The sequence below is a fragment of the Azospirillum rugosum genome (assembly GCF_017876155.1).
In the GTDB taxonomy this organism is placed as follows: Bacteria; Pseudomonadota; Alphaproteobacteria; order Azospirillales; family Azospirillaceae; genus Azospirillum; species Azospirillum rugosum.
Window position 1 is genome coordinate 320,645 of the sequence record NZ_JAGINP010000005.1, and the last position, 24,139, is coordinate 344,783.

The 24,139-nt window shown below is 70.2% G+C and carries 25 protein-coding genes; 13 read left to right on the forward strand and 12 right to left on the reverse strand.

What is annotated here, in order from left to right; genetic code table 11:
* Positions 1–26 precede the first annotated feature (26 nt).
* The 5 genes from J2851_RS09605 to J2851_RS09625 form a co-directional block, all read right to left on the reverse strand.
* Entirely contained in the window at positions 27–509 is a 483-nt protein-coding gene (locus J2851_RS09605; protein WP_209766000.1) for a YbaK/EbsC family protein, read from the reverse strand.
* A 9-nt stretch (positions 510–518) separates the two neighbouring features.
* Entirely contained in the window at positions 519–1,349 is an 831-nt protein-coding gene (proC, locus tag J2851_RS09610) for a pyrroline-5-carboxylate reductase (protein ID WP_209766001.1), read from the reverse strand.
* Positions 1,350–1,353: 4 nt separating this feature from the next.
* Positions 1,354–1,857, reverse strand: coding sequence for a type III secretion system chaperone family protein (locus J2851_RS09615; RefSeq protein ID WP_209766002.1), 504 nt, complete (start codon positions 1,855–1,857; stop codon positions 1,354–1,356).
* A 220-nt stretch (positions 1,858–2,077) separates the two neighbouring features.
* Positions 2,078–2,464 (reverse strand): accessory factor UbiK family protein, encoded by a 387-nt coding sequence (locus tag J2851_RS09620; RefSeq protein WP_209766003.1) that lies wholly within the window; start codon positions 2,462–2,464, stop codon positions 2,078–2,080.
* Between the two features lie 108 nt (positions 2,465–2,572).
* Positions 2,573–6,010, reverse strand: coding sequence for an AsmA family protein (locus J2851_RS09625; RefSeq protein WP_209766004.1), 3,438 nt, complete (start codon positions 6,008–6,010; stop codon positions 2,573–2,575).
* A 223-nt stretch (positions 6,011–6,233) separates the two neighbouring features.
* On the opposite strand from J2851_RS09625, the gene J2851_RS09630 reads away from it, so the two are divergent.
* Positions 6,234–6,425, forward strand: a complete 192-nt coding sequence (locus J2851_RS09630) for a DUF4169 family protein (protein WP_209766005.1) — start codon at positions 6,234–6,236, stop codon at positions 6,423–6,425.
* 214 nt (positions 6,426–6,639) lie between these two features.
* Here J2851_RS09630 and J2851_RS09635 read toward each other — a convergent pair whose 3' ends face one another.
* The gene (locus J2851_RS09635; RefSeq protein WP_209766007.1) at positions 6,640–6,984 is read right to left on the reverse strand and encodes a hypothetical protein; all 345 of its coding nucleotides are present in this window, start codon (positions 6,982–6,984) and stop codon (positions 6,640–6,642) included.
* Between the two features lie 303 nt (positions 6,985–7,287).
* Between J2851_RS09635 and J2851_RS09640 the strand changes: the two genes are divergently transcribed.
* Complete coding sequence (locus J2851_RS09640; protein ID WP_209766009.1) at positions 7,288–8,091, forward strand: DUF2189 domain-containing protein; 804 nt, start codon at positions 7,288–7,290, stop codon at positions 8,089–8,091.
* Between the two features lie 78 nt (positions 8,092–8,169).
* On the opposite strand, the gene J2851_RS09645 is transcribed toward J2851_RS09640, so the two are convergent.
* Positions 8,170–8,358, reverse strand: a complete 189-nt coding sequence (locus J2851_RS09645; protein WP_209766010.1) for a DUF1192 domain-containing protein — start codon at positions 8,356–8,358, stop codon at positions 8,170–8,172.
* Positions 8,359–8,510: 152 nt separating this feature from the next.
* On the opposite strand from J2851_RS09645, the gene J2851_RS09650 reads away from it, so the two are divergent.
* The 5 genes from J2851_RS09650 (at position 8,511) to J2851_RS09670 (ending at position 13,526) form a co-directional block, all read left to right on the forward strand.
* On the forward strand, positions 8,511–9,515 hold the full coding sequence (locus tag J2851_RS09650) for an NAD(P)H-quinone oxidoreductase (RefSeq protein WP_209766011.1): 1,005 nt from the start codon (positions 8,511–8,513) through the stop codon (positions 9,513–9,515).
* Positions 9,516–9,828: 313 nt separating this feature from the next.
* Positions 9,829–10,449, forward strand: coding sequence for a DUF1013 domain-containing protein (locus J2851_RS09655; RefSeq protein ID WP_209766013.1), 621 nt, complete (start codon positions 9,829–9,831; stop codon positions 10,447–10,449).
* 171 nt (positions 10,450–10,620) lie between these two features.
* Positions 10,621–11,208 carry a UbiX family flavin prenyltransferase gene (locus J2851_RS09660; RefSeq protein WP_209766014.1) on the forward strand — a complete coding sequence of 196 codons (588 nt, stop codon included), beginning with the start codon at positions 10,621–10,623 and terminating at the stop codon, positions 11,206–11,208.
* An 81-nt stretch (positions 11,209–11,289) separates the two neighbouring features.
* Complete coding sequence (locus J2851_RS09665) at positions 11,290–11,982, forward strand: carbonic anhydrase (RefSeq protein ID WP_209766016.1); 693 nt, start codon at positions 11,290–11,292, stop codon at positions 11,980–11,982.
* A 167-nt stretch (positions 11,983–12,149) separates the two neighbouring features.
* Positions 12,150–13,526, forward strand: a complete 1,377-nt coding sequence (locus J2851_RS09670) for a flagellar hook protein FlgE (RefSeq protein ID WP_209766018.1) — start codon at positions 12,150–12,152, stop codon at positions 13,524–13,526.
* Here the strand turns inward: J2851_RS09670 and J2851_RS09675 are convergent.
* The gene (locus J2851_RS09675) at positions 13,510–15,285 is read right to left on the reverse strand and encodes a tetratricopeptide repeat protein (protein WP_209766019.1); all 1,776 of its coding nucleotides are present in this window, start codon (positions 15,283–15,285) and stop codon (positions 13,510–13,512) included. The genes J2851_RS09670 and J2851_RS09675 overlap by 17 nt on opposite strands.
* 188 nt (positions 15,286–15,473) lie before the next feature.
* Between J2851_RS09675 and J2851_RS09680 the strand changes: the two genes are divergently transcribed.
* Positions 15,474–15,890, forward strand: a complete 417-nt coding sequence (locus J2851_RS09680; protein ID WP_209766020.1) for a hypothetical protein — start codon at positions 15,474–15,476, stop codon at positions 15,888–15,890.
* On the opposite strand, the gene J2851_RS09685 is transcribed toward J2851_RS09680, so the two are convergent.
* A complete protein-coding gene (locus J2851_RS09685) occupies positions 15,887–16,327 on the reverse strand; it encodes a TIGR02444 family protein (protein WP_209766021.1) in 441 nt (146 codons plus the stop codon). The genes J2851_RS09680 and J2851_RS09685 overlap by 4 nt on opposite strands.
* Positions 16,328–16,497: 170 nt before the next feature.
* Positions 16,498–17,583, reverse strand: a complete 1,086-nt coding sequence (locus J2851_RS09690) for an ATP-dependent 6-phosphofructokinase (RefSeq protein ID WP_209766022.1) — start codon at positions 17,581–17,583, stop codon at positions 16,498–16,500.
* Positions 17,584–17,816: 233 nt separating this feature from the next.
* On the opposite strand from J2851_RS09690, the gene J2851_RS09695 reads away from it, so the two are divergent.
* From J2851_RS09695 to J2851_RS09715, 5 genes are all read left to right on the forward strand, one after another.
* On the forward strand, positions 17,817–18,002 hold the full coding sequence (locus tag J2851_RS09695) for a YdcH family protein (RefSeq protein WP_370881309.1): 186 nt from the start codon (positions 17,817–17,819) through the stop codon (positions 18,000–18,002).
* Positions 18,003–18,182: 180 nt separating this feature from the next.
* A complete protein-coding gene (gene purE, locus J2851_RS09700) occupies positions 18,183–18,650 on the forward strand; it encodes a 5-(carboxyamino)imidazole ribonucleotide mutase (RefSeq protein ID WP_209766057.1) in 468 nt (155 codons plus the stop codon).
* A 17-nt stretch (positions 18,651–18,667) separates the two neighbouring features.
* Entirely contained in the window at positions 18,668–19,750 is a 1,083-nt protein-coding gene (locus J2851_RS09705; RefSeq protein ID WP_209766024.1) for a 5-(carboxyamino)imidazole ribonucleotide synthase, read from the forward strand.
* Positions 19,751–19,906: 156 nt separating this feature from the next.
* The gene (locus J2851_RS09710) at positions 19,907–20,971 is read left to right on the forward strand and encodes an alkaline phosphatase D family protein (RefSeq protein WP_209766025.1); all 1,065 of its coding nucleotides are present in this window, start codon (positions 19,907–19,909) and stop codon (positions 20,969–20,971) included.
* A gap of 170 nt (positions 20,972–21,141) precedes the next feature.
* The gene (locus J2851_RS09715; protein ID WP_209766027.1) at positions 21,142–22,863 is read left to right on the forward strand and encodes a sensor domain-containing phosphodiesterase; all 1,722 of its coding nucleotides are present in this window, start codon (positions 21,142–21,144) and stop codon (positions 22,861–22,863) included.
* 50 nt (positions 22,864–22,913) lie between these two features.
* Here the strand turns inward: J2851_RS09715 and J2851_RS09720 are convergent, their stop codons facing one another.
* Both J2851_RS09720 and J2851_RS09725 read right to left on the reverse strand, forming a co-directional pair.
* A complete protein-coding gene (locus tag J2851_RS09720; protein WP_209766029.1) occupies positions 22,914–23,087 on the reverse strand; it encodes a hypothetical protein in 174 nt (57 codons plus the stop codon).
* Positions 23,088–23,235: 148 nt separating this feature from the next.
* Positions 23,236–23,961 (reverse strand): DUF599 domain-containing protein, encoded by a 726-nt coding sequence (locus J2851_RS09725; RefSeq protein WP_209766030.1) that lies wholly within the window; start codon positions 23,959–23,961, stop codon positions 23,236–23,238.
* Between the last annotated feature and the right edge of the window lie 178 nt (positions 23,962–24,139).

Here is a 24,139-nt window from a genome sequence, read left to right on the forward strand (position 1 = left end):
GACCAAGCCTTCCGAAGTGGGGTGCCTTACCCTTTTCGCACCACCTCCACGCGACCGCCGGTCATGCTGACCAGCTGGGCGGGGGTGAGCTGGAAGACGGCGTTGGGGGTGCCGGCGGCGGCCCAGATCGTCTCCAGCGCCATCAGGTCGGCGTCGATCAGAACCAGCGGCGGCACGGCGTGGCCGATCGGGGGCACGCCGCCGATGGCGAAGCCGGTGCTATCGCGCACGAAGTCGGGATCGGCGCGCTCGATCTTCTCCCCGATCAGCCGGCCGACCGCCTTTTCGTCCACGCGGTTGGCCCCGCTGGCCACCACCAGGACCGGGCGCCCGCTCTCCTTGCCGCGGAAGATCAGGGATTTGGCGATCTCCGCCACGCTGCAGCCGACGGCGTTCGCCGCGTCCTCCGACGTGCGGGTGCTGCCCTCATGCTCCACCACCCGGTGGCCGAGGCCGATCTGGTCGAGAAGGTCCTGAACGCGGCGGGCGGAGGGGCTGAGGTCGGTCATGGCGCCCTCTTACCGCGCCAGTTCTTGCGACCGGCGGGTGGCGGCGGCGATGGCGCGGTCCATCAGGGGCTGGAGGCCGTCGCCGGCCATCAGCACGTCGAGCGCGGCCTGAGTCGTGCCGTTCGGGCTGGTCACTGCCTTGCGCAGGTCGGCGGCGGGGGTCGGGGACTGGTGCATCAGCTCGCCCGCGCCCGCAACGGTGGCCCGCGCCAGACGCATGGCAAGCTCCGCCGGGAGGCCGGCGGCCTCGCCGGCCTTGGCCATCGCCTCGACCATCAGGAACACATAGGCCGGGCCGCTGCCCGACACGGCGGTGACCGGGTCCAGCAGCAATTCGTCCTCCACCCAGGCGACGTCGCCGACCGCGCGCAGCAGCGCGTCGCACAGCGTGCGCTGGGATGGCGTGACGGCGGCGTTGCCGACGGCGACGGTCATGCCGCGTCCGATGGCGGCCGGGGTGTTGGGCATGGAGCGCACGATCGACAATTCGGGGGCCGCCGCATCCGCGCCCAGCAGCGATTCGAAGGACCCGATGGTCTTGCCGGCGGCAATGGACAGGAAGACGGTGCCGGGGCGGACCAGCGGGCGGTAGCCCGGCAGGACCGTGTCCATCACCTGCGGCTTCACCGCCAGGACGACGACGTCAGGCACGAAACCGGAGGGCAGGTCGGCGGGGCCGGTCGCGGCGGAAACGGCGGGGTTGCCGCGCACGCTCTCCGGCAGGCCCGACGGCTCCACCACCACGACGCGCGACGCGGTGCCGGCGGCCAGCCAGCCGTCCAGCATGGCGCCGCCCATCTTTCCGCAGCCGACCAGAAGCAGCGCGCAGCCTTCCGACATGACCTTACGCCTCGCCCACGGTGTCCAGGATCGCGGCGGACACCGCGTCCGACGCCGACTTGCCGCCCCAGATCACGAACTGGAAGGCGGGGTAGAAGCGCTCGCACTCCGACAGCGCGATCTCCACGAGGTCTTCCAGCTGCTCCACCGTCGCCCCGCGCGAGCCGCGCAGCAGCATGGTCTGGCGGAACATCGGCGTGTGCTCCTCCGAGCAGACGTCGAAATGGCCGAGCCACATGCGCGCGTTCACCTCGGCCAGCAGGTCGTTGGCCGCGGACCGGCGCGCGGAGGGCACCTTCATGTCGAACTGGCAGGAGAACTGCATCGCGCTGACGTCGGGCTGCCACACGAAGTAGAGCCGGTAGTCGCACCAGCGCCCCCCGATCTCGACGACGAGTTCATCCTCGCTGGCCCGCTCGAAAGGCCATTCGTTGGCGGTGACGATCTCCTCGACGATGTCCAGGGGATTGTGGGCGGAAGAGGGAGTGTCGACGGCAACAGCCGACATGTCGGCATCCTCCTGTGAAGGCGCGGTGGACGTCACCGCCCCCAGGCCCCCGGGGCAAGGCCGGGCCCCCGGCTCATCAAGCCAAGAGCCAAAGCCCCGAGATATTGTGTCTGGCGGCCGAAAGGCTACCACCGGAAGCACCGTGCCAAAAAGGATCAGGCCGGCGCAACTGGTTTTCGGCGGTGCGTCCGTGATGGATTCGTGACTGGCGGCGGCGGGATCAGACCCCGGCGCCCGTCCCCGAGTCGTCACTTGAACCAGGGGACGTGCCGGTCGGCTTGCCCGCCACGCCGGAGGCCTGGCCGGGAGCGCGGCGGTGCGGGGCTCCCTCCTCGTGCCGCAGAGCGCGGTCGGCGAGCAGGGTGGCCACCGTCGCTTCCAGCGCGGTGATGCGCTCGGTCAGCGCCTCCTGCTCCTCGCGGGCCTTGGCGGCCATGGCGCGAACGGCCTCGTATTCCTCGCGGCTGACCACGTCCATCCGCGACAGCACGCGCTCGAACTGCTGGCGCATCTGCGCCTCGGCCTCTTCACGCAGGGACGACAGCGCGCCGAGCGCGCCACCCGCAACGCGGGCCAGATCGTCCAGAAGCTTGTTGTCCACCTGCATCGACTCAAAATCCGGGTTTCGTTGGCACATTATGGGACCCACCCCGCAGAACTTCAACGGGCTTGGGTGCGATGCGTCACGGGCGCGCCGCGTTCGGGGCTGGCCGGATCACCGGCGCAGCCCCTCGAACAGCCCCTTCAGCAGCGTGTCGGGCTTCACCGGCGCGCCATCCCCGCCGGCGCCGGGAATCGGCACGTCCTTCGGGATCACGCGGTTCAGAAGGCCCTCGGCGGCGCGCCGGGCGAAATACTCCTGCACCTCCTGCATCTCGAAGGAGCGGGTCGGCTGGGCCAGCGGGCCGGTCAGCCGGACGGTCAGCGGCGGCAGCGCCTGCTCCGACAGGATGGTGACGCGCACGCGCATGTCGATGGACTTGGCCGGCAGGTTGACCTGCCCCACGCCGGAGGCCTGCCCGACGTCCGAGTCGAGCTTCAGGTCCTCGGTGCGCAGCACGCCCTGGTCCACCACGAAGGTGCCGTCCATCCGCGCGAACTGCGTCTCGCCGCCCTGGAGCCCGCCCATCACCGCGCCCAGCAGCTCCTGCGGGCGGTCGAGCCTGGTCAGGCGGTCGCGCAGGGCGCGCAGGTCGAAGCCGCGGATCACGCCGTCGCGCGCGCTGACCCGGCCCTGGCCGCTGAGGGCCCGCAGCAGCGCGTCGGTGCTGGTGCCGCTGGTGGCGAGAGTCGATTCGAGGTCCAGCGTGCCGCCGGTCAGGTCGAGCGCCCCGCCGCCGATGCCCCCATCCTTGAAGGCTTGGGCGAGCTTCGCCTTGACCAGCGTGATCGCGGCCTCCGCGGTCGGCGCCTGCCCGCCCGGCGCGGCAAGACGGCCGGTGATGCCCAACTGGCCGCCGAGCAGGCCGCCGTCGAATTGCTCCAGCGTCAGCACGCCGTTCTGCACGGCGGCGCGCAGGGCCGGCTTCTCGATTCGCGTCTCGCCCTTGACCAGCGCCGCGGAGGTCAGCGCCAGGCGGCCGTCGAAGCTGTTCAGCCAGCCGAAATCCAGGCTTCCGGAGTCGGCCGCCGGGGCGGGCGCGGCGCTCCCGGCCGGCGCCGGGCCGCCGGCGGGCGCGCCCGGCCGGCGGGACGCCGCGGCGGGGCCGGCGGCGAGGCGGTCGAGATCGAGGTCGCCGGTCTGGATCTCCGCGTCCACGCGCGGCTTGGCGCCGTTCAGGTCGGTGGCGGCGCGGCCGCGCAGCGAGGTGCCGGCGACGGTGCCCTGGATGTTGGCGAGCGTGAAGGCCTTCTTGGTCCCCGCCAGCTCCGCGTAGAGGTCCATGGCGCCGTAGGCGGCGGCCTCCGCGCGATTGGAGAGGAGTGCCGCGAGCTGACCCAGTTCCGGGTGCCTGGTGCGCAGCTTCAGGTCGGCGGAGGGGTTGTGCTCCAGGTTCAGGACCGTGCCGCCGGCCTCCAGGTTGCCGCCGACCGCGTCCATGGACAGCTCCACCGCCAGGCGGTCGGCGTCGCCGGACAGGCGCGCCTGCGCCTTGACCGGGCCGATCTTCTCCGGATCGGGGGCGCCGGCCGGCCAGGACACGACCCGCGACAGGCCGTCGAGGCTGGCCGCCTCCACGTTCAGCGTCAGGTGCGCGCCGCGCAGGGGGGCGATCCCGGCGGCCTGCCCGTCCAGCCGGCCCTTCAGCCCGGCAAAGTCCTCGACCGTGGCCTGCTTGACCGACAGCGCGCCGCCGGCCGCCGTGGCGTCGAGGTGCAGCCCCGTCGCGGGCAGGCCGCGCACGGTCAGCTGCCCGACGGTCAGGTCGAGGTTGGCGTCCACCGAGGCGAGCAGGCGCGCGGGCGTCATCGGCTGACGGGCGTTGCCATTGGCGCTGGCGGCGGCGTTGCCCTTGCCGTTCGCCGGCGCGGCACCCGCGGGCGCCGCGGCCCCACCGGCGTCGGCCGGCTGCGGCAGGTAGGCGTCGAGGTTCAGGCGGTCGAGGTCGAGCCGTGCGCCGAAGGCCGGGCGGCCGCGGTCCACATAGGCGACGGCGCCGGACAGGCGGCTGGTGTCCACCCGCAGGTCGAGCCCGGAGACATCCACCCGCCCCGGCCGCCCCTGCACCTGGGCGGACAGCGAGGCGCGGCGCAGCCGGTCGGCCGGCACCGCGTGCACGTCCACCTTCAGCCACTCCAGCAGGGCGCGCAGGTTGTCGGCGTTCGCCTCCATCCGCAGGGTCAGCGCCGGCTGACCGTTGGCCGCCGCCAGCTCCCCCGCCGCCACGAAATCGGACCCGCCGGGCAGCAGCGCGCTGAAGCGGTCGATGTTGAGGGTGCCGCCGGACAGGTTCGCCTCCACCCGCCCCTGGCGCACGATCCCGCCGTTGTAGGTGATGGCGTCGACGGAGAGGTCGAGCTTGGCGTCCAGCCCCTCCGGCAGCGCGAAACTGCCGGGACGGCCGGCGGCGGGGCCGGCCGGGGCGGTCCCGCCGGTGGGCGCGGAGGCGGAGGGTGCCGCGCCGCCGGAGGTCCCGGCCCGGTCGAGCCCCCGGTCGAGCCAGCCGTCCAGGTCCAGGCGGTTGAGGCCCAGCGTCACCTCCGCCCGCGCCGGGCTGCCGGCCTCCGGGCCGCCGCTGCGCAGCGTCGCGGTTCCGGTGGCGCGCGTGTCGCCGAGCTGGCCTTCCAGGTTGGTGAAGCTGGCCCCGGCCGCCGAGGCCTCCACCGCCGTGCGGACGCTGAAGCTCTGCGCCAGCGCCGGGTTGGCGGCGCCATGACCACCAGCCGCCTGCCCGGCCGCCTTGCCGGTCAGGCTGTCCAGCGCGCGGGCGAGGTCGGCGCCCTCCACGCGCAGGTCGCCCTGGGCGCGCGAGCCGCCGCCGACCGGCGCCTTGGTGACGATGCCGGCGAATCGGAGGGTCGCGTCGGTGTCGGCCATGGACAGCGCCGCGCGGACCTGCACCGCGGCGCCTTCGACGAGGCGGCTGACGAACATCTCCCCGCGCATGGGCACGCCGCGCGCGCGGAAGCTGCCCTGCCCCTGGAACGGGCCGGTGAAGCTGCCGGCGACGATGCGGGCGTCCAGGCGGTCCAGCGTCTCCGACCGGCCGGCGCGGGCGTCGCGGTAGAGGATGGTGCCGTTCTCGACCGTCACCTGGTCGAAGCTGACCGCCGACGCCAGCCCGTCGCCCGAACCCTGGCCGGCGGGGGGCGGCGGGCGGTCGGCGCCGGACAGGTCCCAGTTGAAGCGTCCGTCGGGCAGCACCTCGAACACGAAGACCGGGTCGATCAGGCGGATGCTCTGCACCTGGATGCGACCGCCGAGCAGCGGGCCGAGCGCCACGCGGACGTCCAGTTCCTTCAGGCGGGCCATGTCCGGCTCCGCCCCGCCGGGCGCGTTGGCGAGCCGCGCGTCGCGCACGGTCAGGGCCGGCGACGGCAGCAGCGACAGGCCGATGTCGCCCTTCAGCTCCACCGCGCGGCCGGTGGCCGACGACACCCGTTCGGCGATCTGGGCCTTGTAGCTGTTCCAGTCGATGAAGCCGGGCACGATGAGAACGGCGCCGACCAGAACGGCAAGCACGACCAGAACCGCGATCAGGATCTTCTTCACCGACGCCCCGCCCTCCCCCGCACCACCGGACCGCGAGCCCGGTCCGCAAGGCCACGAACCTTCCAGCCCCCGCGGTGTTTCGCTAAGCTAAGACACAGACAAGAACAAGCAATTTGGGCAAATCCACGGCCGAGTTTCCGCCCGGCCCGCGCCTTGTCCCCAGCCCCGGCCCAGGCGCCGGCGGATGGCCGGGGACCTTGGGCAAGACGTTGGAGATACGCGCATGGGTGATGTCGTCAACCTGAACCGATTCCGAAAGATGCGCGAGCGGGAAGAGCGCGAAAAAGTCGCGGAGGAGAACCGCGTGCGCTTCGGCCGCACCAAGGCGGAAAAGCAGCGCGACCGGCAGGAGCGCGAGCGCCGGACGACGGACCTGGACGGCAAGAACTTGGACGGCAAGAAGGTCGAGGACTGAACCGCCCTCCCGCCGGGCGGTCCTCCATCCCCCTCGCCCGCCCCCGGCGGGAGAGGGAGGGGCCCACGGCTCAGCCGTGGGAGGGTGAGGGCTTGGTTTCTCGGGACAACCTTGCCCTCACCCTCCCGCCTCCGGCGGGTCCCTCCCTCTCCCAGCGGGGCTGGGAGAGGGTGTTTACGGCAGCCCGCGGACGTCTGCGGACCGGACGGACGACTCAGACCACGCGGTGGCCGGTCTCGGTCAGGCCGCGGGCGCGCATCCAGTCGTAGAGCGCGAGGTCGTGGATGACCGGCTGGTAGACGATGCCGTTGTCCGCGGGCGGCGTGGCCACGGTGGTGCCGTCGTTCAGGCGGTATTCGACCACGCCCGGGAACGCGACGCGGCCGTCCTGCTCCAGGACCGGGGTCGGCGCCTGGAAGGCGGCGGGCTTGCGCAGCGACCGCGCCGCCGCCTTGTGCCGCTCGATGTGGCGGGCGGCGTTGGGGGGAAGGGTCTTGCCGCCCTTGATGCCACCCTTGACGACGGTGAGGGCGGGAGACTTGAGGGCCTTCGGTGCCATGAACGGGATTCCCTGACGTTGAGTCCCATTCTGCTACCACCGCGACGACTCCCGCGTCAGCCGTCGTGGACGGGTCCCCCGACGGTCGTCCGGAAGGTGAGTCTTGGCGGCAACAGGGGGGCGGCAACAGGGGGCGGCGATAAGGGCCACACCAAGGGACCGGGCCCTCTGACTTTCGTGACAATTACGCGCTGAAACAGTCCGCCGAACAGACAATCTGTTCAGCTGCCGTTTGCTGCGCTACAGTGATGCTCACGAGAGGCAAACGGGCAAAGCCCACTGAAGACTGAGGAGGCCGCAGCCATGGTCGACGTCTGGTCTCATCGCGGTGCATCCGAATTCCACAAGCCGTCCCGGTTCCTGCCGCGCATCCGCACGGTCGGCACCGACCGTCCCTGGGTGTGGCTGACCGCGGGGTGGCGCGACATGTGCGCCAGCCCGGCGATCAGCCTGGCCTACGGCGTCCTGGCCGTCGTCTCCAGCTTCGTTCTGGTGGCCGGGCTCGCCATGTACGACCTGGGCTACCTGATCCTGCCGATGGCGGCGGGCTTCATGCTGCTGGGGCCGGTGCTGGCCGTCGGCCTCTACGAGACGAGCCGCCTGCTGGAGCGCGGGGAGCGCCCGACTCTGGCCCGGGTGGCCGGCGCCTACCACCGCAACGGGATGCAGATCGCCGGGATCGGGCTGACCCTGATGCTGGCCCTGCTCGCCTGGATCCGCGTCGCCTTCCTGGTCTTCGCGCTGTTCTTTTCCATGGATCCGCCGGCCTTCGACCAGCTGGTCGAGCGCATCTTCTTCTCGTCGCAGACGATCCCGTTCCTGCTGACCGGAACGATCCTGGGCGGGGTGATCGCGACCGTGGTCTTCGCCATCAGCGTTGTGTCGATCCCGATGCTGCTGGACCGCGAGACCGACGTCTTCACCGCCATGGCGACCAGCGTCGTCGTGGTGCGCGAGAACTGGCAGGCCATGGCGGTCTGGGGCTTCCTGATCGCGCTGTTCATGGCCGCCGGCATGGTCACCGGCTTCCTCGGCATGGCGCTGGCCTTCCCGCTGATCGGCCACGCCTCCTGGCACTGCTACCGCGATCTGGTCGGCCGGGACTGACGGACGTTATCGGTCAAGAAAAGGCCCCCTTCCGCCACGGCGCGGGAGGGGGCCTTTTCGCGTTTCTAGCCCAAACCCTCAGGACGGCTTCTTGAAGAAGGCCTCGGCGGCGTTCTTCTGCGCCTCCTTCGCGGCGATGGCGGCGCGGGCGCGCTCGACCTCCGCCTCCAGGCCGGCGATGTAGGCCTTCAGCTCCGCCACGCCGAGGCTGGAGAGATCCTTGGGCGCGGGCTTGGCCTTGCGCGGTTCCAGGTCGTCGATGTCCATGGTCGTTTTCCCCCAAGCGTGATGCGGGCCGATCGATACCCATCCTTGCCAGTTCCGCCGTGGAAATCTACCTTCGACGCTTAGGTATACAGTACACCTGAAACAAGCGGCACACCTGAAACAAGCGACCAAACGAGGATAGGGGAGAAACCATGGGCATCGCCCTGCCGGACAGCATGACCTGCATCGAGATTTCCCAACCCGGCGGGCCGGAGGTGCTGCGCGCCGTGCAGCGCCCCGCCCCGGTGCCCGGCCCCGGCGAGGTGCTGGTGGCGGTGGAGGCGGCCGGCGTGAACCGGCCGGACCTGCTGCAGCGCCAGGGCCGCTACGACCCGCCGCCGGGCGCGTCGGACCTGCCGGGCTTGGAGATCGCCGGCCGCGTCGTGGCGCTGGGCGAAGGAGTGACGGACTGGGCCGCCGAGGACGCCGTCTGCGCGCTGGTGGCCGGCGGCGGCTACGCCCAGTACTGCGTCGTTCCCGCCCCGCAGCTTCTGCCCGTGCCGAAGGGATTCGGCATGGTCGAGGCCGCGGCCGTGCCGGAGACCTTCTTCACGGTCTGGACCAACGTGTTCGAGCGCGGCGCCCTGAAGGCCGGCGAGACCCTGCTGGTGCACGGCGGGTCCAGCGGCATCGGCACGACGGCGATCCAGCTGGCCAAGGCCTTCGGCGCGAAGGTCTTCACCACCGCCGGCAGCGCCGACAAGTGCCGCGCCTGCGAGGAGCTGGGGGCCGACCGGGCCATCGACTACAAGACCGAGGACTTCGTCGCGGTCATCAAGCAGGAGACCGGCGGGCGCGGCGTGGACGTGGTGCTGGACATGGTCGGTGGCGACTACATCGCCCGCGACATCGAGATCATGGCCCCGGACGGGCGGCACGTCTCCATCGCCTTCCTCCAGGGGCCGAAGGTGTCCATCAACATGTTCCCGGTGATGACCAAGCGCTTGGTCCTGACCGGCTCCACGCTCCGCGCCCGGCCGGTGGCGGAGAAGGGCCGCATCGCGCAGGCGCTGCGCGAGAAGGTCTGGCCGCTGCTGGAAGGCGGCTCCATCAAGCCGGTGATCCACAAGGTCTTCACGCTGGAGCAGGCCGTCGAGGCGCACGCCCTGATGGAGTCCAGCGCGCACATCGGCAAGATCGTGATGACCGTATCGTGATGACCGTCCGGGTCTGATCGGCAATCGTAGGACGGCGAAGGAATTCCGGGCGCCGCAGCCCGGAATTTCGGCATAGGCCACGATTTTCCCGTCATTCTTGTTTGCGGCGCGCGCCGCAGGCTTGCTAAAGCTCGCCAAGATGGTTAGCAGAGGATGGGCGTCCGGGGCTTCCCCGGCCGCCTGCCCCGGCGCGCTTACATAGAACGGCTTCGGCCCTATATGGAGGGCGGAGCCGGGGGATTTCCGGTACAGTGATTTCGAACGCCCCACCCGGACAACGGGTGTGGTCGGAGTGGAGTTGTCAGGAGGGACGATGGCACTGCCCTTGATGCCGAAAGCGACGGCCGTTTGGCTGGTCGAGAACACATCCTTGACCTTCGAGCAGATCGCCGCCTTCTGCGGCCTGCATTCCCTGGAGGTCCAGGCCATCGCCGATGGCGAGGTGGCGGTCGGCATGGTCGGGCTGGACCCGGTGGCCAACGGTCAGTTGACCAAGGCCGAGATCGAGCGGTGCGAACGCAACCAGGACCTGCGCCTGAAGCTGCTGGTCCCCGACCTGCCGCTGCCGGCCGCACGGTCGAAGGGCCCGCGCTACACCCCGATCACCAAGCGCGGCGACAAGCCCGACGCCATCGCCTGGCTGCTGAAGCACCATCCGGAGCTGTCGGACGCCCAGCTCTGCCGGCTGATCGGCACCACCAAGCCGACCATCGCGTCGGTGCGCGAGCGGTCGCACTGGAACGCCCCGAACATCAAGCCGCGCAACCCGGTCCTGCTGGGCCTGTGCACCCAGCGCGAGCTGGAGGAGGCGCTGGCGCTGGCCGTCCGCCGCGGCGGCGTGCCCCTGACCCCGGAAGAGCGCGAAGCGCAGGACCGCGAAGAGGGCGGCTACGGCGACGAGTCGCCCTATTCGGAGCAGGAAGAGGCGCGCTGAGGCGCCTTTGCCCCCACCCTTCCCATGGCTGTGCCATGGGCCCCTTCCCTCCCCCGCTTCGCAAGGGAGGGAGACTAAGTTCCCTCCCCTGCGAAGCGGGGGAGGGTTAGGGTGGGGGCAAGAAGCGACCCTTCCCTGGACGCGGCCACCGCGCCGCGCTAGATCTCGGCCATGAGCCCTCCTTCCCGTCTTGTCGTCGGCATCAGCGGAGCCTCGGGCAGCGTCCTGGGCATCCGGCTGCTGACCGCGTTGCGCCGAATCGGCGTCGAATCGCACCTCGTCGTCAGCCGCTCGGCGGAGGTGACGCTCGCCCACGAGACCGACCTGAAGGTCGCCGAACTGCGGGCGATGGCCGACGTGTCCTACGCCGCAGCCGACATCGGCGCGGCCATCGCCAGCGGCAGCTTCCGCTGCATGGGCATGATCGTCGCGCCCTGCTCCGTCCGCACGATGAGCGAGATCGCCACGGGCGTGACCTCCACCCTGCTGACCCGCGCCGCCGACGTGACGCTGAAGGAGCGCCGTCCGCTGGTGCTGATGGTGCGGGAGACTCCGCTGCACCTCGGCCACCTGCGCACGATGACGCAGCTGGCGGAGATGGGCGCCGTCATCGCGCCGCCGGTGCCGGCCTTCTACGCCAAGCCGCGCAGCATCGACGATCTGGTGGACCACGCGGTCGGCCGGGCGCTGGACCTGTTCGGGCTCGACGCCGGAATCGTCCGGCGCTGGGGCGAGCAAACGGAGGTTCTAGAAACCTAGGCCGGCGTGGGCTATACCGCACTGTTAATGTCTGGATTGGCGAAGTCCGGTTCGGCCGGAACGTGCGAGGATGTCCGTACCATGATGAACAACAGCGACCGGGAAGTCCCCATTCGTCAGCTTTTGGCCGGCATCAAGGGCTTTCGCGCCCGCTACTACGAGCGCCGGCCCGAGAACATGCGCCAGCTGGTGGAGGAAGGGCAGAAGCCGAAGGTGCTGATGATCGGCTGCTCCGACAGCCGCGTCGACCCGGCGCTGCTGACCCAGGCCGAACCGGGCGAAATGTTCGTGGTGCGCAACGTCGCCAACCTCGTGCCGCCCTACCAGCCCGACGGCGCCTACCACGGCACCTCCGCCGCCATCGAATACGCCGTGCGCGTGCTGAACGTCGGCCATGTGATCGTGCTGGGCCACGCCTTCTGCGGCGGCATCCAGGGGCTGATCCGCCTGCGCGCCGGCACCCCGGACCAGAACGACTTCGTGTCGCCGTGGGTGTCCATCGCCAGCGCGGCGCTCGATCCCTACGTCCCCCTCCCCGCCGCGGAAACCGACGAGGAACGCCGCAAGGCGGAGCTGGACCGGCTGCAGCAGAATCCCGGCGTGGTGGAGCGCGCGGCCGTCCGCACCTCCGTCGACAACCTGATGACCTTCCCCTTCGTCCGCGAGAAGGTGGAGTCGGGCGATCTGGAGCTGCACGGCTGGTGGTTCGACCTGGACAGCGGCGACCTGTGGGCCATCGACCCGAAGACCGGGGTCTTTTTGCCGGTCGAGTGAGGATCATTCTTTCCCAGAAGGGGGCTCCAAGCCCCCGGACGGGGGCAATTTCTGCCCATTCCCCCGCCTCCAGCCCTGAAAACGCCTGATCCGGCGGCCGAAACGACTGGCACGCCTGTTGCTTTACCCCGGCCGAATCGGATTCCGCGAGGAAGGACGGCCGGACCATGGGTATGACCACGATCCTGAACAATGGCGTGCTTGGGCTGACGGCGCAAAGCCGCGCCCTCGGCTCCATTTCGTCCAACATCGCGAACGCGGCGACGACCGGCTACAAGGCCACGGAGACGCAGTTCGACGACGTCTGGCTGAAGGACCGGTCCAGCAACGTCGGCGACCCGGGCGCGGGCGTGCGCGCCTACAACCGGCTGGACAACCGCGCCGGCACCATCAGCCAGACCGGGGTGACGACGAACGCGTCGATCCTCGGCAACGGTTACTTCGTCGTCCAGGACATCGATTTCCTCAACGGCACCGCGGGGACCACGACCGCCACCGGAACCCCGACCGATTCGAACGTCGAGCTGACACGCGCCGGCGACTTCTCGATGGACAAGGACGGCTATCTGGTCAACACTGCCGGCAAGGCGTTGATGGGGTTCAAGCTCGACCCGAACAACCCGTCGACGACCCTCGGCGCCACCTCCAGCCTGAAGCCCGTCTCGCTGAGCGGCTTGACAGACTATCATGAAGCCACGACCCAGGCGTCGCTGGCCATGAACCTGCCGACGGCCCAGGCCGTCGCGGCGACGCCGACGCTGGCCAACACGACCGGGGCCACGCTGAACCTGATCGACAAGAGCGGGTCGGCGGGCAGCACCATGCTGCGCTTCATGAAGACGGGCGTGGCGGAGGACGGCAGCACGACCTGGAAGGTCTACAACGCCGGCACCGTCGGGGCGGACGGCCAGGCGGTCGGCTCGGTGAAGGCCAGCGACCCGGCCACCTGGCAGCCGATGGGCAGCCTGACCTTCGACCGCAGCGGCGTCCTGACCGGGGGCGCCAACGGCAGCAAGCTGTCGATGGGCATCAACCCCGGCGGCAATTTCGGGCCGGTGACCGTGGACCTCGGCACCTACGGCAAGCCGGACGACTCGGTCACCAGCATCGCCGACATGGACATCGGCACCCGGACGAGCCAGAACGGCATCGCGGCCGGCAGCTACCAGGGTGCCGAGCTGACCTCCGACGGCTATGTCGCCGCGACCTTCGCCGGCGGGCGGCAGCGCTATCTCTACCACGTGCCCGACGCGATCGTGGCGAACCCGCAGGATCTGGAGAACCTGTCCGGCACCTCCTTCCGGACGACCACCGAGTCGGGGGCCATCAAGCTGGCCGCCTTCGGCAAACCCTCCGGCAACGGAACGTCCGGCAACACGACGGTGGGCGCCAGCCTGAACAACAACAGCGTCGAGGGCTCCAACGTCAACATCGAGAACCAGTTCACCACGCTGATCCAGGCCCAGCGCACCTACTCGGCCGCGTCGAAGCTGGTGTCCACCGCCGACGAGATGACCCAAACCACCCTCACGCTGAAGGCGTAAAGGCCGTCAACGCCTCGGCGACGCGGCCGGCGACGGTGCGCCAGTCGCCGACCCGGTCCTGGCGGAACAGGCGGGCGGTCGGGTACCAGGGGCTGTCCGCGCGGTCGAGCAGCCAGCGCCAGTCCGGCGAGAAGGGCAGCACCACCCACAGCGGCACGCCCAGCGCCCCGGCCAGATGGGCCGGCCCTGTGCAGGAGGAGATCACCAGATCCAGGTTCGCCATGATCGCCGCCGTGTCGGCGAAGTCGGCGATCTCCGGCCCCAGATCCGTGAAGTGATCGGTGAAGGTCGCAGGCAGCGGCGCCCCCTCCAGATCCTCCCGCCCCGGCCCCTTCTGCAAGCCGAAGAATCGCACCCCCGGCACATCGAGGACCGGCCGCAGCCCTTCCAGCCGGGGGGAGCGCAGGCGGTCGCCGGGAAAGCGCGGGTTGCCCGCCCAGACCAGCCCCACTTTTGGCCCCTTCCCTCCCGCCAGCCGCTCCTTCCAGGCCGCGGCGCGCGCCGGGTCGGGGCGCAGGTAGGGCACGGCGGCGGGCACGCGGTCCAGCGTGGTGCCGAACGCCCGCGGGAGGCTCATCAGCGGGCATTCCAGGTCGAAGGGGGGCAGCGGGTCGCCGCGCGCGATCACCCGCTCCGCCCCCTCCATCCCGGACAGGACGGACAGAAGCGGCCGCTGCACCTCCAGGATCACGCGGGCGCCGCGCGCGGCGACCAGCGGGACGTAGCGCACGAACTGCAGCGTGTCGCCGAGCCCTTGCTCCGCGTAGAGCAGGATGGTCCGCCCGGCGATGTCTTCTCCGGTCCATGTCGGCTGCGGGAAATCGCGCCAGGGCGGCTCCGCCCCCTGGTCGTGGCGGCGCCAGTCGAACTCCGGCCAGCCGCCGGCGTAGTCCCCGGCCAGCAGGCGGGCGAAGCCGCGGTTCCAGCGCAGGCCGGCGTCCTGCGGCCGGGCGGCGAGCGCGCGGTCGAAATCGGCCAGCGCCTCCACCGGCCGGGCCATGGCGACCAGCGCCGTGCCGCGCGCCGCCCACAGGGAGGGGCCGGGGCGCAGGGCCTCGGCCTCCGCGAAGGCGGTCAGCGACTTCTCGAAGCGGCCGAGCTTGGCGAGCAGGCCGCCCAGGTTCTCCCAGGCTTCGGCAAAGCGCGGGCGACCGGCCAGCGCGGCGCGGTAGGCGGCCTCCGCCCCATCCCAGCGGTGCTGCGCGGCCAGAGCGGAGCCCAGCGCCATCTGAGCCCCCGGAAAGGCCGGGCGGACCGTCAGGGCGCGCCGCGCGGCGGCTTCGGCGGCCGGCGGCCGGCGCAACGCGAGCAGCGAATCGGCGCGGTTCACCAGAGCCTCCGCATGGGCGGGGTCGAGCACCAGGGCGCGGGCGGCCGACGCGGCCCCCTCCCCCGCCCGGCCCAGCGCGCGCAGGGCGCCGGCCCGGCTGGCGTGGGCGTCGGCCAGGCCGGGGTCGAGCCGCAGGGCGCGGCGGAACGCGTCCTCCGCGCCGGCCGCGTCGCCCAGGCTGTGCAGGGCGCCGCCCAGGTTCGACTGGCCCCCTGCGGACTCCGGCCGCAGGGCCAGCGACCGGCGCAGCAGCCGCGCGCCTTCCGCGGCGTGGCCGCTCTGGGCATACAGCACGCCCAGCAGCTGGGCCGCGTCCGGCTGCTCCGGATCGGCGTCCAGGATGCGGGCGTACAGCGTCGCGGCCTCGTTCAGGCGGCCGGCCTGGTGGTGATCGACGGCCGCCAGCAGGGCCTCGGTGATGGTCGCCATGGGGACGCGGGATCCTGAACTGCGGGAACCTGATGAGCTTAGCCGCCAAGCCAGCATAGCCGCCAACCCAGCCTAGCCGAAAGTGCAACCCTGCTTCGAACGTCCTTCGCGTTGCCTTACGCAACCGCAGCAAATATGCTCCCGTCCGGATCATGGGACGGTGGGTGTGTTTCGCGATGGATCGGCGCGTGAAGCTTTGTGCTCTGGCCTTGACCTGCACGCTCGTCTCGGCGGTCGCCACGACCGCGCCGGAGACGGCCCTCGCCAGCGAGAAGGCGGCCGGTGGCGGCGGCGGATGCCCCTGGGCCCAGGACGTGACGCTGGAGATCGCCGGCAAGACGCTGACGCTCGGGCAGGACGTCTTCTCCGAAAAGGGTGAGTCGGTCACCATGGAGGGGTTCCAGATCTTCCCGCTGGTCAACCAGCTGAAGCTGCGCATCCTCGGCCCCAAGGGGCAGGAGTGGGAAGCCGGGCTGACCCGCCTGTCCGGCGGCAAGCGCTGCAACGCCTTCTACGTCGGCAAGCCCTATCAGGTCTCCGGCGACGAGGAAGAGGAGGACTTGGAGGGCAACCGGACCAGGAAGAGCCGGGTGCTGACCCACTAAAGCGCGGATAGAAGCGCGGCCAGCGCCGGGTCGTCGCCCGGCACCAGAAGGCGCAGGTTCGCCGCCGCGAGGTCGGCCGATCCGCCGGGCCCCGGAACGAGGCCGGAGGCGGCGAACAGGCGGTCCTGCTGGACGCGCTCCGCGGCCAGTTCGGCGGACTTCAGACGTTCGTAGAGGGATTGGTCCTCGCCCTTCACCCGGCGGCGCACGGCGCGCAGGGGACGGACAACCTCCGCCCGCCAGGGGGCGATGGTGGAATCGATTCGCGTCAACTCCTCGGCCGACAAACGGACGCCGCAGGCCAGCCCGGCCCAGGCGGCGAAGAGCAGGACGTTGACGTCCTGCCCGCACCGGTCCTGGAGGTCCAGGCAGGCCGCGGGCACCCCCGGCCGCGCGTAGACGGCGAGGGAGAAGTCCCAGAGGGGGTTTTCGGTCATGGCGCTAAGTTGTCGCGATGGGAAGGGGATTCACCACAAAGACACTAAGACACAAAGATTTTCACAAAGGGGTTTCCCGCATCATGGAGATCCCAATCATCGGAACACCCTTTGTGCCGTTCTTTGTGTCTTTGTGCCTTTGTGGTGAAAATCCTTTCGAACACTCGCGCTCAGTCGCCCAGGCTGATGCCCAGGCCGCGGGCGGTCTTGACCAGGGCGCCGTCCAGTTCGACCTCGGCATAGCGCGCGATCGCCTCGGTGATCGGCACGTCGATCACGCCGCGGTTGGACCAGGCGACCATGCGGTCGAACTTGCCCTCGGCGATCAGGTCGACGGCGTGCACGCCGAAGGCGGAGGCGACCAGGCGGTCGCGCGGGCTGGGCATGCTGCCGCGCTGGACGTGGCCCAGCACGGTGACGCGGGTTTCCGCCCCGGTCGCGTCGGCGATCTTCTCGCCGATGTAGTCGCCGATGCCGCCGTAGCGCTTCTGCCCGCCCTGGAACAGCTTCTGCACGCCGGTGCCGTCCACGGTCTTCACCGCCTCCGACACCACGACGAGCGCGAAGTTGCGGCCGGTGGAGCGCACCTGCTTGATCTTCGCGGCGATCTTCTCGATCGAATAGGCGATCTCCGGGATCAGGATCACGTCGGCGCCGCCGGCGATGCCGGCCGCCAGCGCGATGTGGCCGGCGTCGCGGCCCATCACCTCCAGCACCATCACGCGGGCGTGGCTGGCCGCGGTCGGCTGGAGCCGGTCCAGCGCCTCCACCGCCACACCAACGGCGGTGTCGTAGCCGACCGACACCTCGGTCAAGCCCAGGTCGTTGTCGATGGTCTTCGGGATGCCGACCATCTTCAGCCCGCCCTTCTGGGCCAGCTTGTGCAGGATGGCGAAGCTGCCGTCGCCGCCGATGCCGATCAGCGCGTCGAGCCCCAATTCCCGGTAGCCGCCGATGATCTCGTCGGAGCGGTCCTTCAAGGAGCCGTCGGCCATGGGATAGGCGAAGGGGTCGCCCCGGTTGGTGGTGCCGAGGATCGTGCCGCCCATGCGCATCATGTTGCCGTCGACCTGCGGCAGGTCGAGCACCTGGTACTGCACCGGGCGCTGCAACAGCCCCTGCGTGCCCTCCTTGATGCCCAGGACCTGCCAGCCGTAGGTCAGGACGGCCCGGTGGACCACCGCGCGGATGACCGCGTTCAGCCCGGCGCAGTCGCCGCCGCTGGTGAGAATGCCGATGCGCTTGCCAGCTGTCATGGATCCCTGTCCCGTTTCGCCTGGAACTGCTTCGTACGGTAGTCTTACCAGAACGATGTTCCATCGCAATCGTTCTGGGCGCAATCGTTCCGGGAGCGACCGGATATTGCATTGCGAAGACCGGATGATAACCCGCGCGGAGGAAGCAGGTTTCGCCGTGCCGCGTCCCATCAAATCTGGTATAGTCCCGCCCGCTTAGCCAGCGGGCATCCGGGCGCATGAACGAACAAGAGATGTTGAAGGAAAAATTGGCGGCGCTGCGCAGCGAGCATCGCGATCTCGACGATGTGATCGCGCGCCTGCACGAGCGTGCGCCGTTCGACCAGCTTCAGATGCAGCGCCTGAAGAAGCGCAAGCTCGCCCTGAAGGACCAGATCGCGCTTCTGGAAAGCCGCCTGCTGCCCGACATCATCGCGTAAAGCCCGTCAGCGCCGGGGGCACGGGTTTCCCGGCACAAAAGCGGGTATTCCCAAGGCCTTTGCACGCGTCTCTCTGGACTCCGGGCGCGCCCTTCCTATAATGCGCCGCTTTCCAGACTTTGAGGAAAGCGAGCCGCCGTGTCTGACGAGTCCGTAGCCAAGCCGCTGGTCGGCATCATCATGGGCAGCCAGTCGGACTGGACCACCATGAAGCATGCGGCCGACACGCTGTCGGCGCTCGGCGTGCCGCATGAGGTCCGCATCGTCTCCGCCCACCGCACGCCGCAGCGGCTCGTCGAATACGCGACGACGGCGCGGGAGCGCGGGCTGAAGGTCGTCATCGCCGGGGCCGGCGGTGCCGCGCACCTGCCGGGCATGGCGGCGGCCATGACCCCCCTGCCCGTCTTCGGCGTCCCGGTCGAAAGCCACGCGCTGAAGGGCATGGACAGCCTGCTGTCGATCGTGCAGATGCCGGGCGGCGTGCCGGTCGGCACGCTGGCCATCGGCAAGGCCGGCGCCATCAACGCGGCGCTGCTCGCCGGCTCGGTCATCGCGCTGATGGACCCGGCGGTGGCCGAGGCGCTGGACGCCTGGCGCGCCCGGCAGACCGCCGCGGTCGCCGACATCCCCGTCGACACCCCCGCCTGATTCGGTGATTGGCTGACATGTCCCACCGCACGCTGCCCCCCGGTTCCACCATCGGCATGTTGGGCGACGGCCAGCTCGGCCGCATGACGGCGCTGGCCGCCGCCCGGCTCGGCTACAAGGTCCACGTCTACGCCCCGGACGCGGAGGGCAGCCCCTGCGCCCAGGTGTCCGCCGCCGTGACCTCCGCCCGCTGGGACGACCTGGACGCGCTGGAGGCCTTCGCCCGCTCCGTCGACGTCGTGACGCTGGAGTGGGAGAACGTCCCCGTCGCCGTGGTCGAGCATCTCGGCCGCTTCGCCCCCGTGCACCCCGGCGGCAACGTCCTGTCGGTGGCGCAGGACCGCGTGGCGGAGAAGTCCTTCGTCAACAACCTCGGCATCGCCACCGCCCCCTGGCGCGCGGCGAACAGCGCCGAGGAGGTGGCCAAGGCGGTCGCCGAGGTCGGCCCGCGCTGCATCCTGAAGTCCACCCGCCTGGGCTACGACGGCAAGGGGCAGGCCCGCATCGAGCCGGGCATAGACCCGGCCGAGGCCTGGGCCGCCATCCGGTCGGACGCGGGCATCGTCGAGGGCTTCGTGACCTTCGCCTGCGAGGTGTCGGTGATCGTCGCCCGCGGCCTGGACGGCGCCATGGCCGCCTACCCCGCCGTGGAGAACCGGCACAAGAACGGCATCCTCGACAAGACGCTTGCCCCCGCCCGCGTGTCGGGCGAGACCGCCGCGCAGGCCGAGCGCGTCGCCCGCCGCATCGCGGAGGCGCTGGACCTCGTCGGCGTGCTGGCGGTGGAGATGTTCGTGACGCCGGACGGCGCGGTGCTGGTCAACGAGATGGCGCCCCGCCCGCACAACTCCGGCCACTGGACCATGGACGCCTGCCACAGCGACCAGTTCGAGCAGCTGGTCCGCGCCGTCTGCGGCCTGCCGCTGGGATCCGTGGAGCGGGTGGCGGACGCGGAGATGGAGAACCTGATCGGCGACGACGTCCTGCGCTGGCCGGAGCTGCTGGCCGAGCCTGGGGCCCGCCTGCACCTCTACGGCAAGGCGGAAGCGCGACCGGGGCGCAAGATGGGCCACGTGACGCGGCTGCTTCCCCGGGGGTGAGGGGAAGCCCCTGGCGTTGGGCCCCCACCCTAACCCTCCCCCATCTTCGACGGGGGAGGGAACTCCGCCGCTTCGATGATAAGCCCCTCCCCCGCCGAAGGTGGGGGAGGTTGGGTGGGGGCCCAGCGCAACCACGCCCACCATCCACGAGCCCCCATGCGCGCCCTGCTCGCCGCCGCCTTCACCCTCCTCGCCACCGTCGCGCTGGCTGGCCCGCCGTTGCCGGACGGGCCGTTGACGCGGATCGCCTTCGGGTCCTGCGCCGACCAGGAGAAGCCGCAGCCGATCTGGAGCGCGGTGCTGGACTACCGGCCGGAGCTGTTCGTCTTCGCCGGCGACAACGTCTACGGCGACTCGAAGAGCCCTGATCTGGCGGAGCTGAAGGCCGCCTACGCCAAGGCCGCCACGATCGAGGGCTACCGGCGGCTGCGCGACACCGTCCCGGTCATGGCGACCTGGGACGACCACGACATGGGGAAGAACGACGCCGGGGCCGACTACCCGTTCCGGGCCGAGTCGCAGCGCCTGTTCGCCGATTTCTGGAACCTGCCCCCCGACGATCCCCGCCGCCACCGCGACGGCGTGTACGACGCCCGCAGCGTCGGCCCGCCCGGACGGCGCGTGCAGATGATCCTGCTGGACACCCGCAGCTTCCGCTCCCCCCTGCGCCGCACCGACGAGCACGGCGCCGTGGGCAAGGAGCGCTACCTGCCCGACCCGGCCCCGTCCCGGACCATGCTGGGCGACACGCAGTGGCGCTGGCTGGAGGAGCGGTTGCGCGAGCCGGCCGACCTGCGGCTGATCGTGTCCTCCGTCCAGGTGGTGGCCGACGGCCATGGGTGGGAGCGCTGGGGCAACTTCCCCGGCGAGCGCCAGCGCCTGTACGACCTGATCCGCGACACCGGCGCGGCGGGCGTCGTGCTGCTGTCGGGCGACCGGCATTTCGGCGCGCTCTACCGAGAGACGGCCGGCGTCCCCTACCCGCTGACCGAGCTGACCTCCAGCGGCATCAACCGCACCACCCCGCGCAAGAGTGCCGCCAAGGAGCCCGGCCCGAACCGGCTGGGCGAGCGCTACACCGAGGTCAATTTCGGGACGGTGGACATCGACTGGGCAGGCAAAGATGGAACGGGCGGCACCGTCACGCTGTCGGTGGTCGGCCAGGACGGGACGCGGCAGCGGGTGGAAAGCTTGCGGCTGTCGGACCTGAGGGTGCGATGATTCGGCGCGGCCCCGTGGATTTGTCTCTAAATCTCTGAAAATCCACACATGTATGTGTCATTAGTTTTGCACAAATGATTCTTTGGTCCTTTTTCTGAACGCGGAGGCGCGTTACTCTTCACGCACGAAAGTTCAGAATTCCGATTCTTTTTGTACCGATTTTGGGGCTGATGCCGCACCTCGCGCACGAACCGCCCAGGCGACCGACATCGGCGACGACGGTATCCGTCCGCCGCCAGCCCTCCTATCGGGAGCGGGACCGCTTCGTCGGCTTCGCCTTCGCCGCCGCCGACCTGCTGATCGAGACGGACACCAAGGGCGTCATCCAGTTCTGCGCCGGCGCGCGCTGCCGCCTGACCACCGGCGACGTGGCCGGGCTGGTGGGGTCCAGCCTTCTGGACCTGGTGGCGCCGAGCGACCGGAAATACGTCAACGTCCTAATGAAGCGCATCCAGGACAAGGCGCGCATCAAGCCGGCGCGCGTCGTCTTCCAGGGCTGCGACGGCCAGCGCTTCACGGCACTGCTGGGCGGCTGCCGGCTCGATTCCTGCCCCGGGTCGCTGTTCCTGACCATCCTGCTGTCCTCCGGCCCGCGCGCCACGCAGGAGGCGCTGACGGTGGCCGGGCAGCTGCTGGACAGCCACGCCTTCGGCAACATCCTGGAGGAGCGGATCATCCGCGCCCGCGAGAAGGGGCTGGACCACGGGCTGACCCTGCTTCTGGTCGAAGGGCTGCAGTCCATGGTGGACGCCCTGCCGGAGGGGGCGGCGGACGAGGTCAAGCAGGGGATCGACGCCTATCTGCGGGCCATCTCCGCCGACGGCGACAGCGCCGGCCGGCTGGCCACCGACCGTTACGGCATCGTGCACGCCAGCGACATCGACGGGCAGGAGGTGCAGAGCCACATCGCCCAGATCATCCACAACGCCGGCGGGGAGCTGCCCGGCGGCATCCGGACCTGGTCGCTGGACGTCGCCGACGAGAAGCTGGACGCCGCCGACGCGGCCCGCGCGCTGGTCTACACGGTGCAGGCCTTCGCCTCCGCCCAGGGCGGCGACTTCACCATCTCCAGCCTGGAGGACGGCGCCAAGCGCATGCTGTCCGACGCGGTGGACCGCATCGGCCGGCTGCGCGCGACCATCGAGAAGCGCGACTTCTTCGTCGTCTACCAGCCCATCGTCGACATCGGCACGCAGGCCGTCCACCATCTGGAGGCGCTGACGCGGGTGGAGGGCATGCCCTCGCCCGCCGACTTCATCACCTTCGCCGAGGATGTCGGGCTGATCTACGACTTCGACCTGCTGCTGACGCAGTCGGTCCTGGACACCATGCAGACGTACCGGAAGGAACCGACCCTGCCGGACGTGGCCATCAACCTGTCGGCCAAGACGCTGATGAGCCCGATCTTCCTGCGCCAGTTCCAGGCGGTGACGGAGCCCTACGGCGATCTGGCGCGCAAGCTGCTGGTCGAGGTCACGGAAACGGTGGTGGTCACCGACATCGCGCGGCTGAACGAGGTGTTGCAGAAGCTGCGGACCGCCGGTTTCCGCATCTGCCTGGACGACGTCGGGGCGGGGTCGACCTCCTTCCAGTCGCTCTACGGCATCCAGGCGGACTTCGCGAAGATCGACGGGAAGTTCGTGCGCGGCGCGGTGGAGAACGCGCGCGACATGGCCATGCTGCGGTCCATGGTGGACGTCTGCCGCCAGCTCGGCCTCGGCCTCATCGGGGAACAGGTGGAGGGGCCGGAGCACGCGGAGCTTCTGACCGATCTCGGCGTGTCGCTGGCCCAGGGCTACCTGTACAGCCGCCCGTCGCGCGACTTCGCCTATTTCGCGAAGGACTGGTCGAAGATGGGCGGCAAGGGCGGAAAAATCCTCTGGAAGAGCTGACCGCGGCGCGGCCGGCCTTCAGAGGTTGAGAAACGACAGGCCTTGGTGCTTCACACCAGCTCGTGCGCGGTATCGAGGTGGCGGCGCGCCTCTTCGAGGAGTTCGCGGTTGCGGGTCAGGAACTCCCGGCTTGCCCCGGCCCCGCCGTGCAAGCGGATTTCACCCAGGAGACGCTCCGCCTCGTCCAGCGTGTTCAAGACGGAAACCGCGGTGTCCATGTCCATGGCCGAAACTCCCAACCCGTGCTGTGCTGCGGTGCACGCAAAACCGTTCGCGGTATGACAAAAGCATTAATGCGCAGCGCAGCATAGAGGATAGAACGTCGCAGGCTGAGATCTTTTGTCTCACATTTTCGCGAAAAAAGAGCAATCTTCAAAGGTGCGATTTCTCCAGAGCGTCCGCTTGCACGCGAATGACCTTTTCGGTGGCGGAGAAGCCCTGGCGGCGGGTGAGGACGATCACGACCGCGGCGCTGCCCAGCATGAAGACCCAGGGGCCGAGCATCCAGCCGAGCGCCGCCATCGCGAAGTAATAGGCGCGCATGCCGCCGTTCAGCGCGGTGACGGCCAGCGTCATGGCCTCCGCGATGGTGTCGGCCATGGCGCTGCGCTCCGGCTCCGGCACGGGCGGCAGGGGCGCGGAGCCGATCAGGGCGCAGCAGTAATTGTACTGGCGCAGCGCCCAGGTGAACTTGAAGAAGCCGAAGGTGAAGATCGCCACGAGCAGCAGCATCTTCAGCTCGAAGAACTCCCGCGACGTCCGCACGGCGATGGTCAGGTTGCCGATGACGTCGTGCGCGTGCTCCACCGCCCCCAACGCGCCGACGAGCCCGGCCAGCACCAGCATGTTGGTGCTGGCGAAGAAGGTGCAGCTGTGCATCGTGTGGCCGACCAGCTGCGAATCCATGATGCGGTTGTCGCGGTCGAGCATCCGCCGCATCCAGTGCCGCCGCACCAGCTTCAGATGCTGGTTCACCGCCACCCGCGCCGACAGCAGTCGGTCCTGGATCACGGTGAAGCCGACCCAGCACAGCCAGAACCAGAAGAAGGCGAGGATGTCGGGCAGCGACAGGTCTGACGGCGCGGGGGAAGGGAACACGGGAGAGCACTCGGACGGATGGAGAAACCGCAACCGGTGTAGACCCCGACGGCTCCGCCTGTCCAGCGACGACGGACCGGCGGCCAGGGCTATCGCATTTGGCGCCAAATCCCTCTCCCGTCCCGGGAGAGGGTGGCCCGAAGGGCCGGGTGAGGGTGCCGACAAGGATCAAGTCGCT

Coding starts and splice junctions, on each gene's coding strand:
- J2851_RS09605 (WP_209766000.1), bottom strand. CDS start 509: ATGACCGACCTCAGCCCCTCCGCCCGCCGCGTTCAGGACCTTCTCGAC.
- proC (WP_209766001.1), bottom strand. CDS start 1,349: ATGTCGGAAGGCTGCGCGCTGCTTCTGGTCGGCTGCGGAAAGATGGGC.
- J2851_RS09615 (WP_209766002.1), bottom strand. CDS start 1,857: ATGTCGGCTGTTGCCGTCGACACTCCCTCTTCCGCCCACAATCCCCTG.
- J2851_RS09620 (WP_209766003.1), bottom strand. CDS start 2,464: ATGCAGGTGGACAACAAGCTTCTGGACGATCTGGCCCGCGTTGCGGGT.
- J2851_RS09630 (WP_209766005.1), top strand. CDS start 6,234: ATGGGTGATGTCGTCAACCTGAACCGATTCCGAAAGATGCGCGAGCGG.
- J2851_RS09635 (WP_209766007.1), bottom strand. CDS start 6,984: ATGGCACCGAAGGCCCTCAAGTCTCCCGCCCTCACCGTCGTCAAGGGT.
- J2851_RS09640 (WP_209766009.1), top strand. CDS start 7,288: ATGGTCGACGTCTGGTCTCATCGCGGTGCATCCGAATTCCACAAGCCG.
- J2851_RS09645 (WP_209766010.1), bottom strand. CDS start 8,358: ATGGACATCGACGACCTGGAACCGCGCAAGGCCAAGCCCGCGCCCAAG.
- J2851_RS09650 (WP_209766011.1), top strand. CDS start 8,511: ATGGGCATCGCCCTGCCGGACAGCATGACCTGCATCGAGATTTCCCAA.
- J2851_RS09655 (WP_209766013.1), top strand. CDS start 9,829: ATGGCACTGCCCTTGATGCCGAAAGCGACGGCCGTTTGGCTGGTCGAG.
- J2851_RS09660 (WP_209766014.1), top strand. CDS start 10,621: ATGAGCCCTCCTTCCCGTCTTGTCGTCGGCATCAGCGGAGCCTCGGGC.
- J2851_RS09665 (WP_209766016.1), top strand. CDS start 11,290: ATGATGAACAACAGCGACCGGGAAGTCCCCATTCGTCAGCTTTTGGCC.
- J2851_RS09670 (WP_209766018.1), top strand. CDS start 12,150: ATGGGTATGACCACGATCCTGAACAATGGCGTGCTTGGGCTGACGGCG.
- J2851_RS09675 (WP_209766019.1), bottom strand. CDS start 15,285: ATGGCGACCATCACCGAGGCCCTGCTGGCGGCCGTCGATCACCACCAG.
- J2851_RS09685 (WP_209766021.1), bottom strand. CDS start 16,327: ATGACCGAAAACCCCCTCTGGGACTTCTCCCTCGCCGTCTACGCGCGG.
- J2851_RS09690 (WP_209766022.1), bottom strand. CDS start 17,583: ATGACAGCTGGCAAGCGCATCGGCATTCTCACCAGCGGCGGCGACTGC.
- J2851_RS09695 (WP_370881309.1), top strand. CDS start 17,817: ATGTTGAAGGAAAAATTGGCGGCGCTGCGCAGCGAGCATCGCGATCTC.
- purE (WP_209766057.1), top strand. CDS start 18,183: ATGGGCAGCCAGTCGGACTGGACCACCATGAAGCATGCGGCCGACACG.
- J2851_RS09705 (WP_209766024.1), top strand. CDS start 18,668: ATGTCCCACCGCACGCTGCCCCCCGGTTCCACCATCGGCATGTTGGGC.
- J2851_RS09710 (WP_209766025.1), top strand. CDS start 19,907: ATGCGCGCCCTGCTCGCCGCCGCCTTCACCCTCCTCGCCACCGTCGCG.
- J2851_RS09715 (WP_209766027.1), top strand. CDS start 21,142: ATGCCGCACCTCGCGCACGAACCGCCCAGGCGACCGACATCGGCGACG.
- J2851_RS09720 (WP_209766029.1), bottom strand. CDS start 23,087: ATGGACATGGACACCGCGGTTTCCGTCTTGAACACGCTGGACGAGGCG.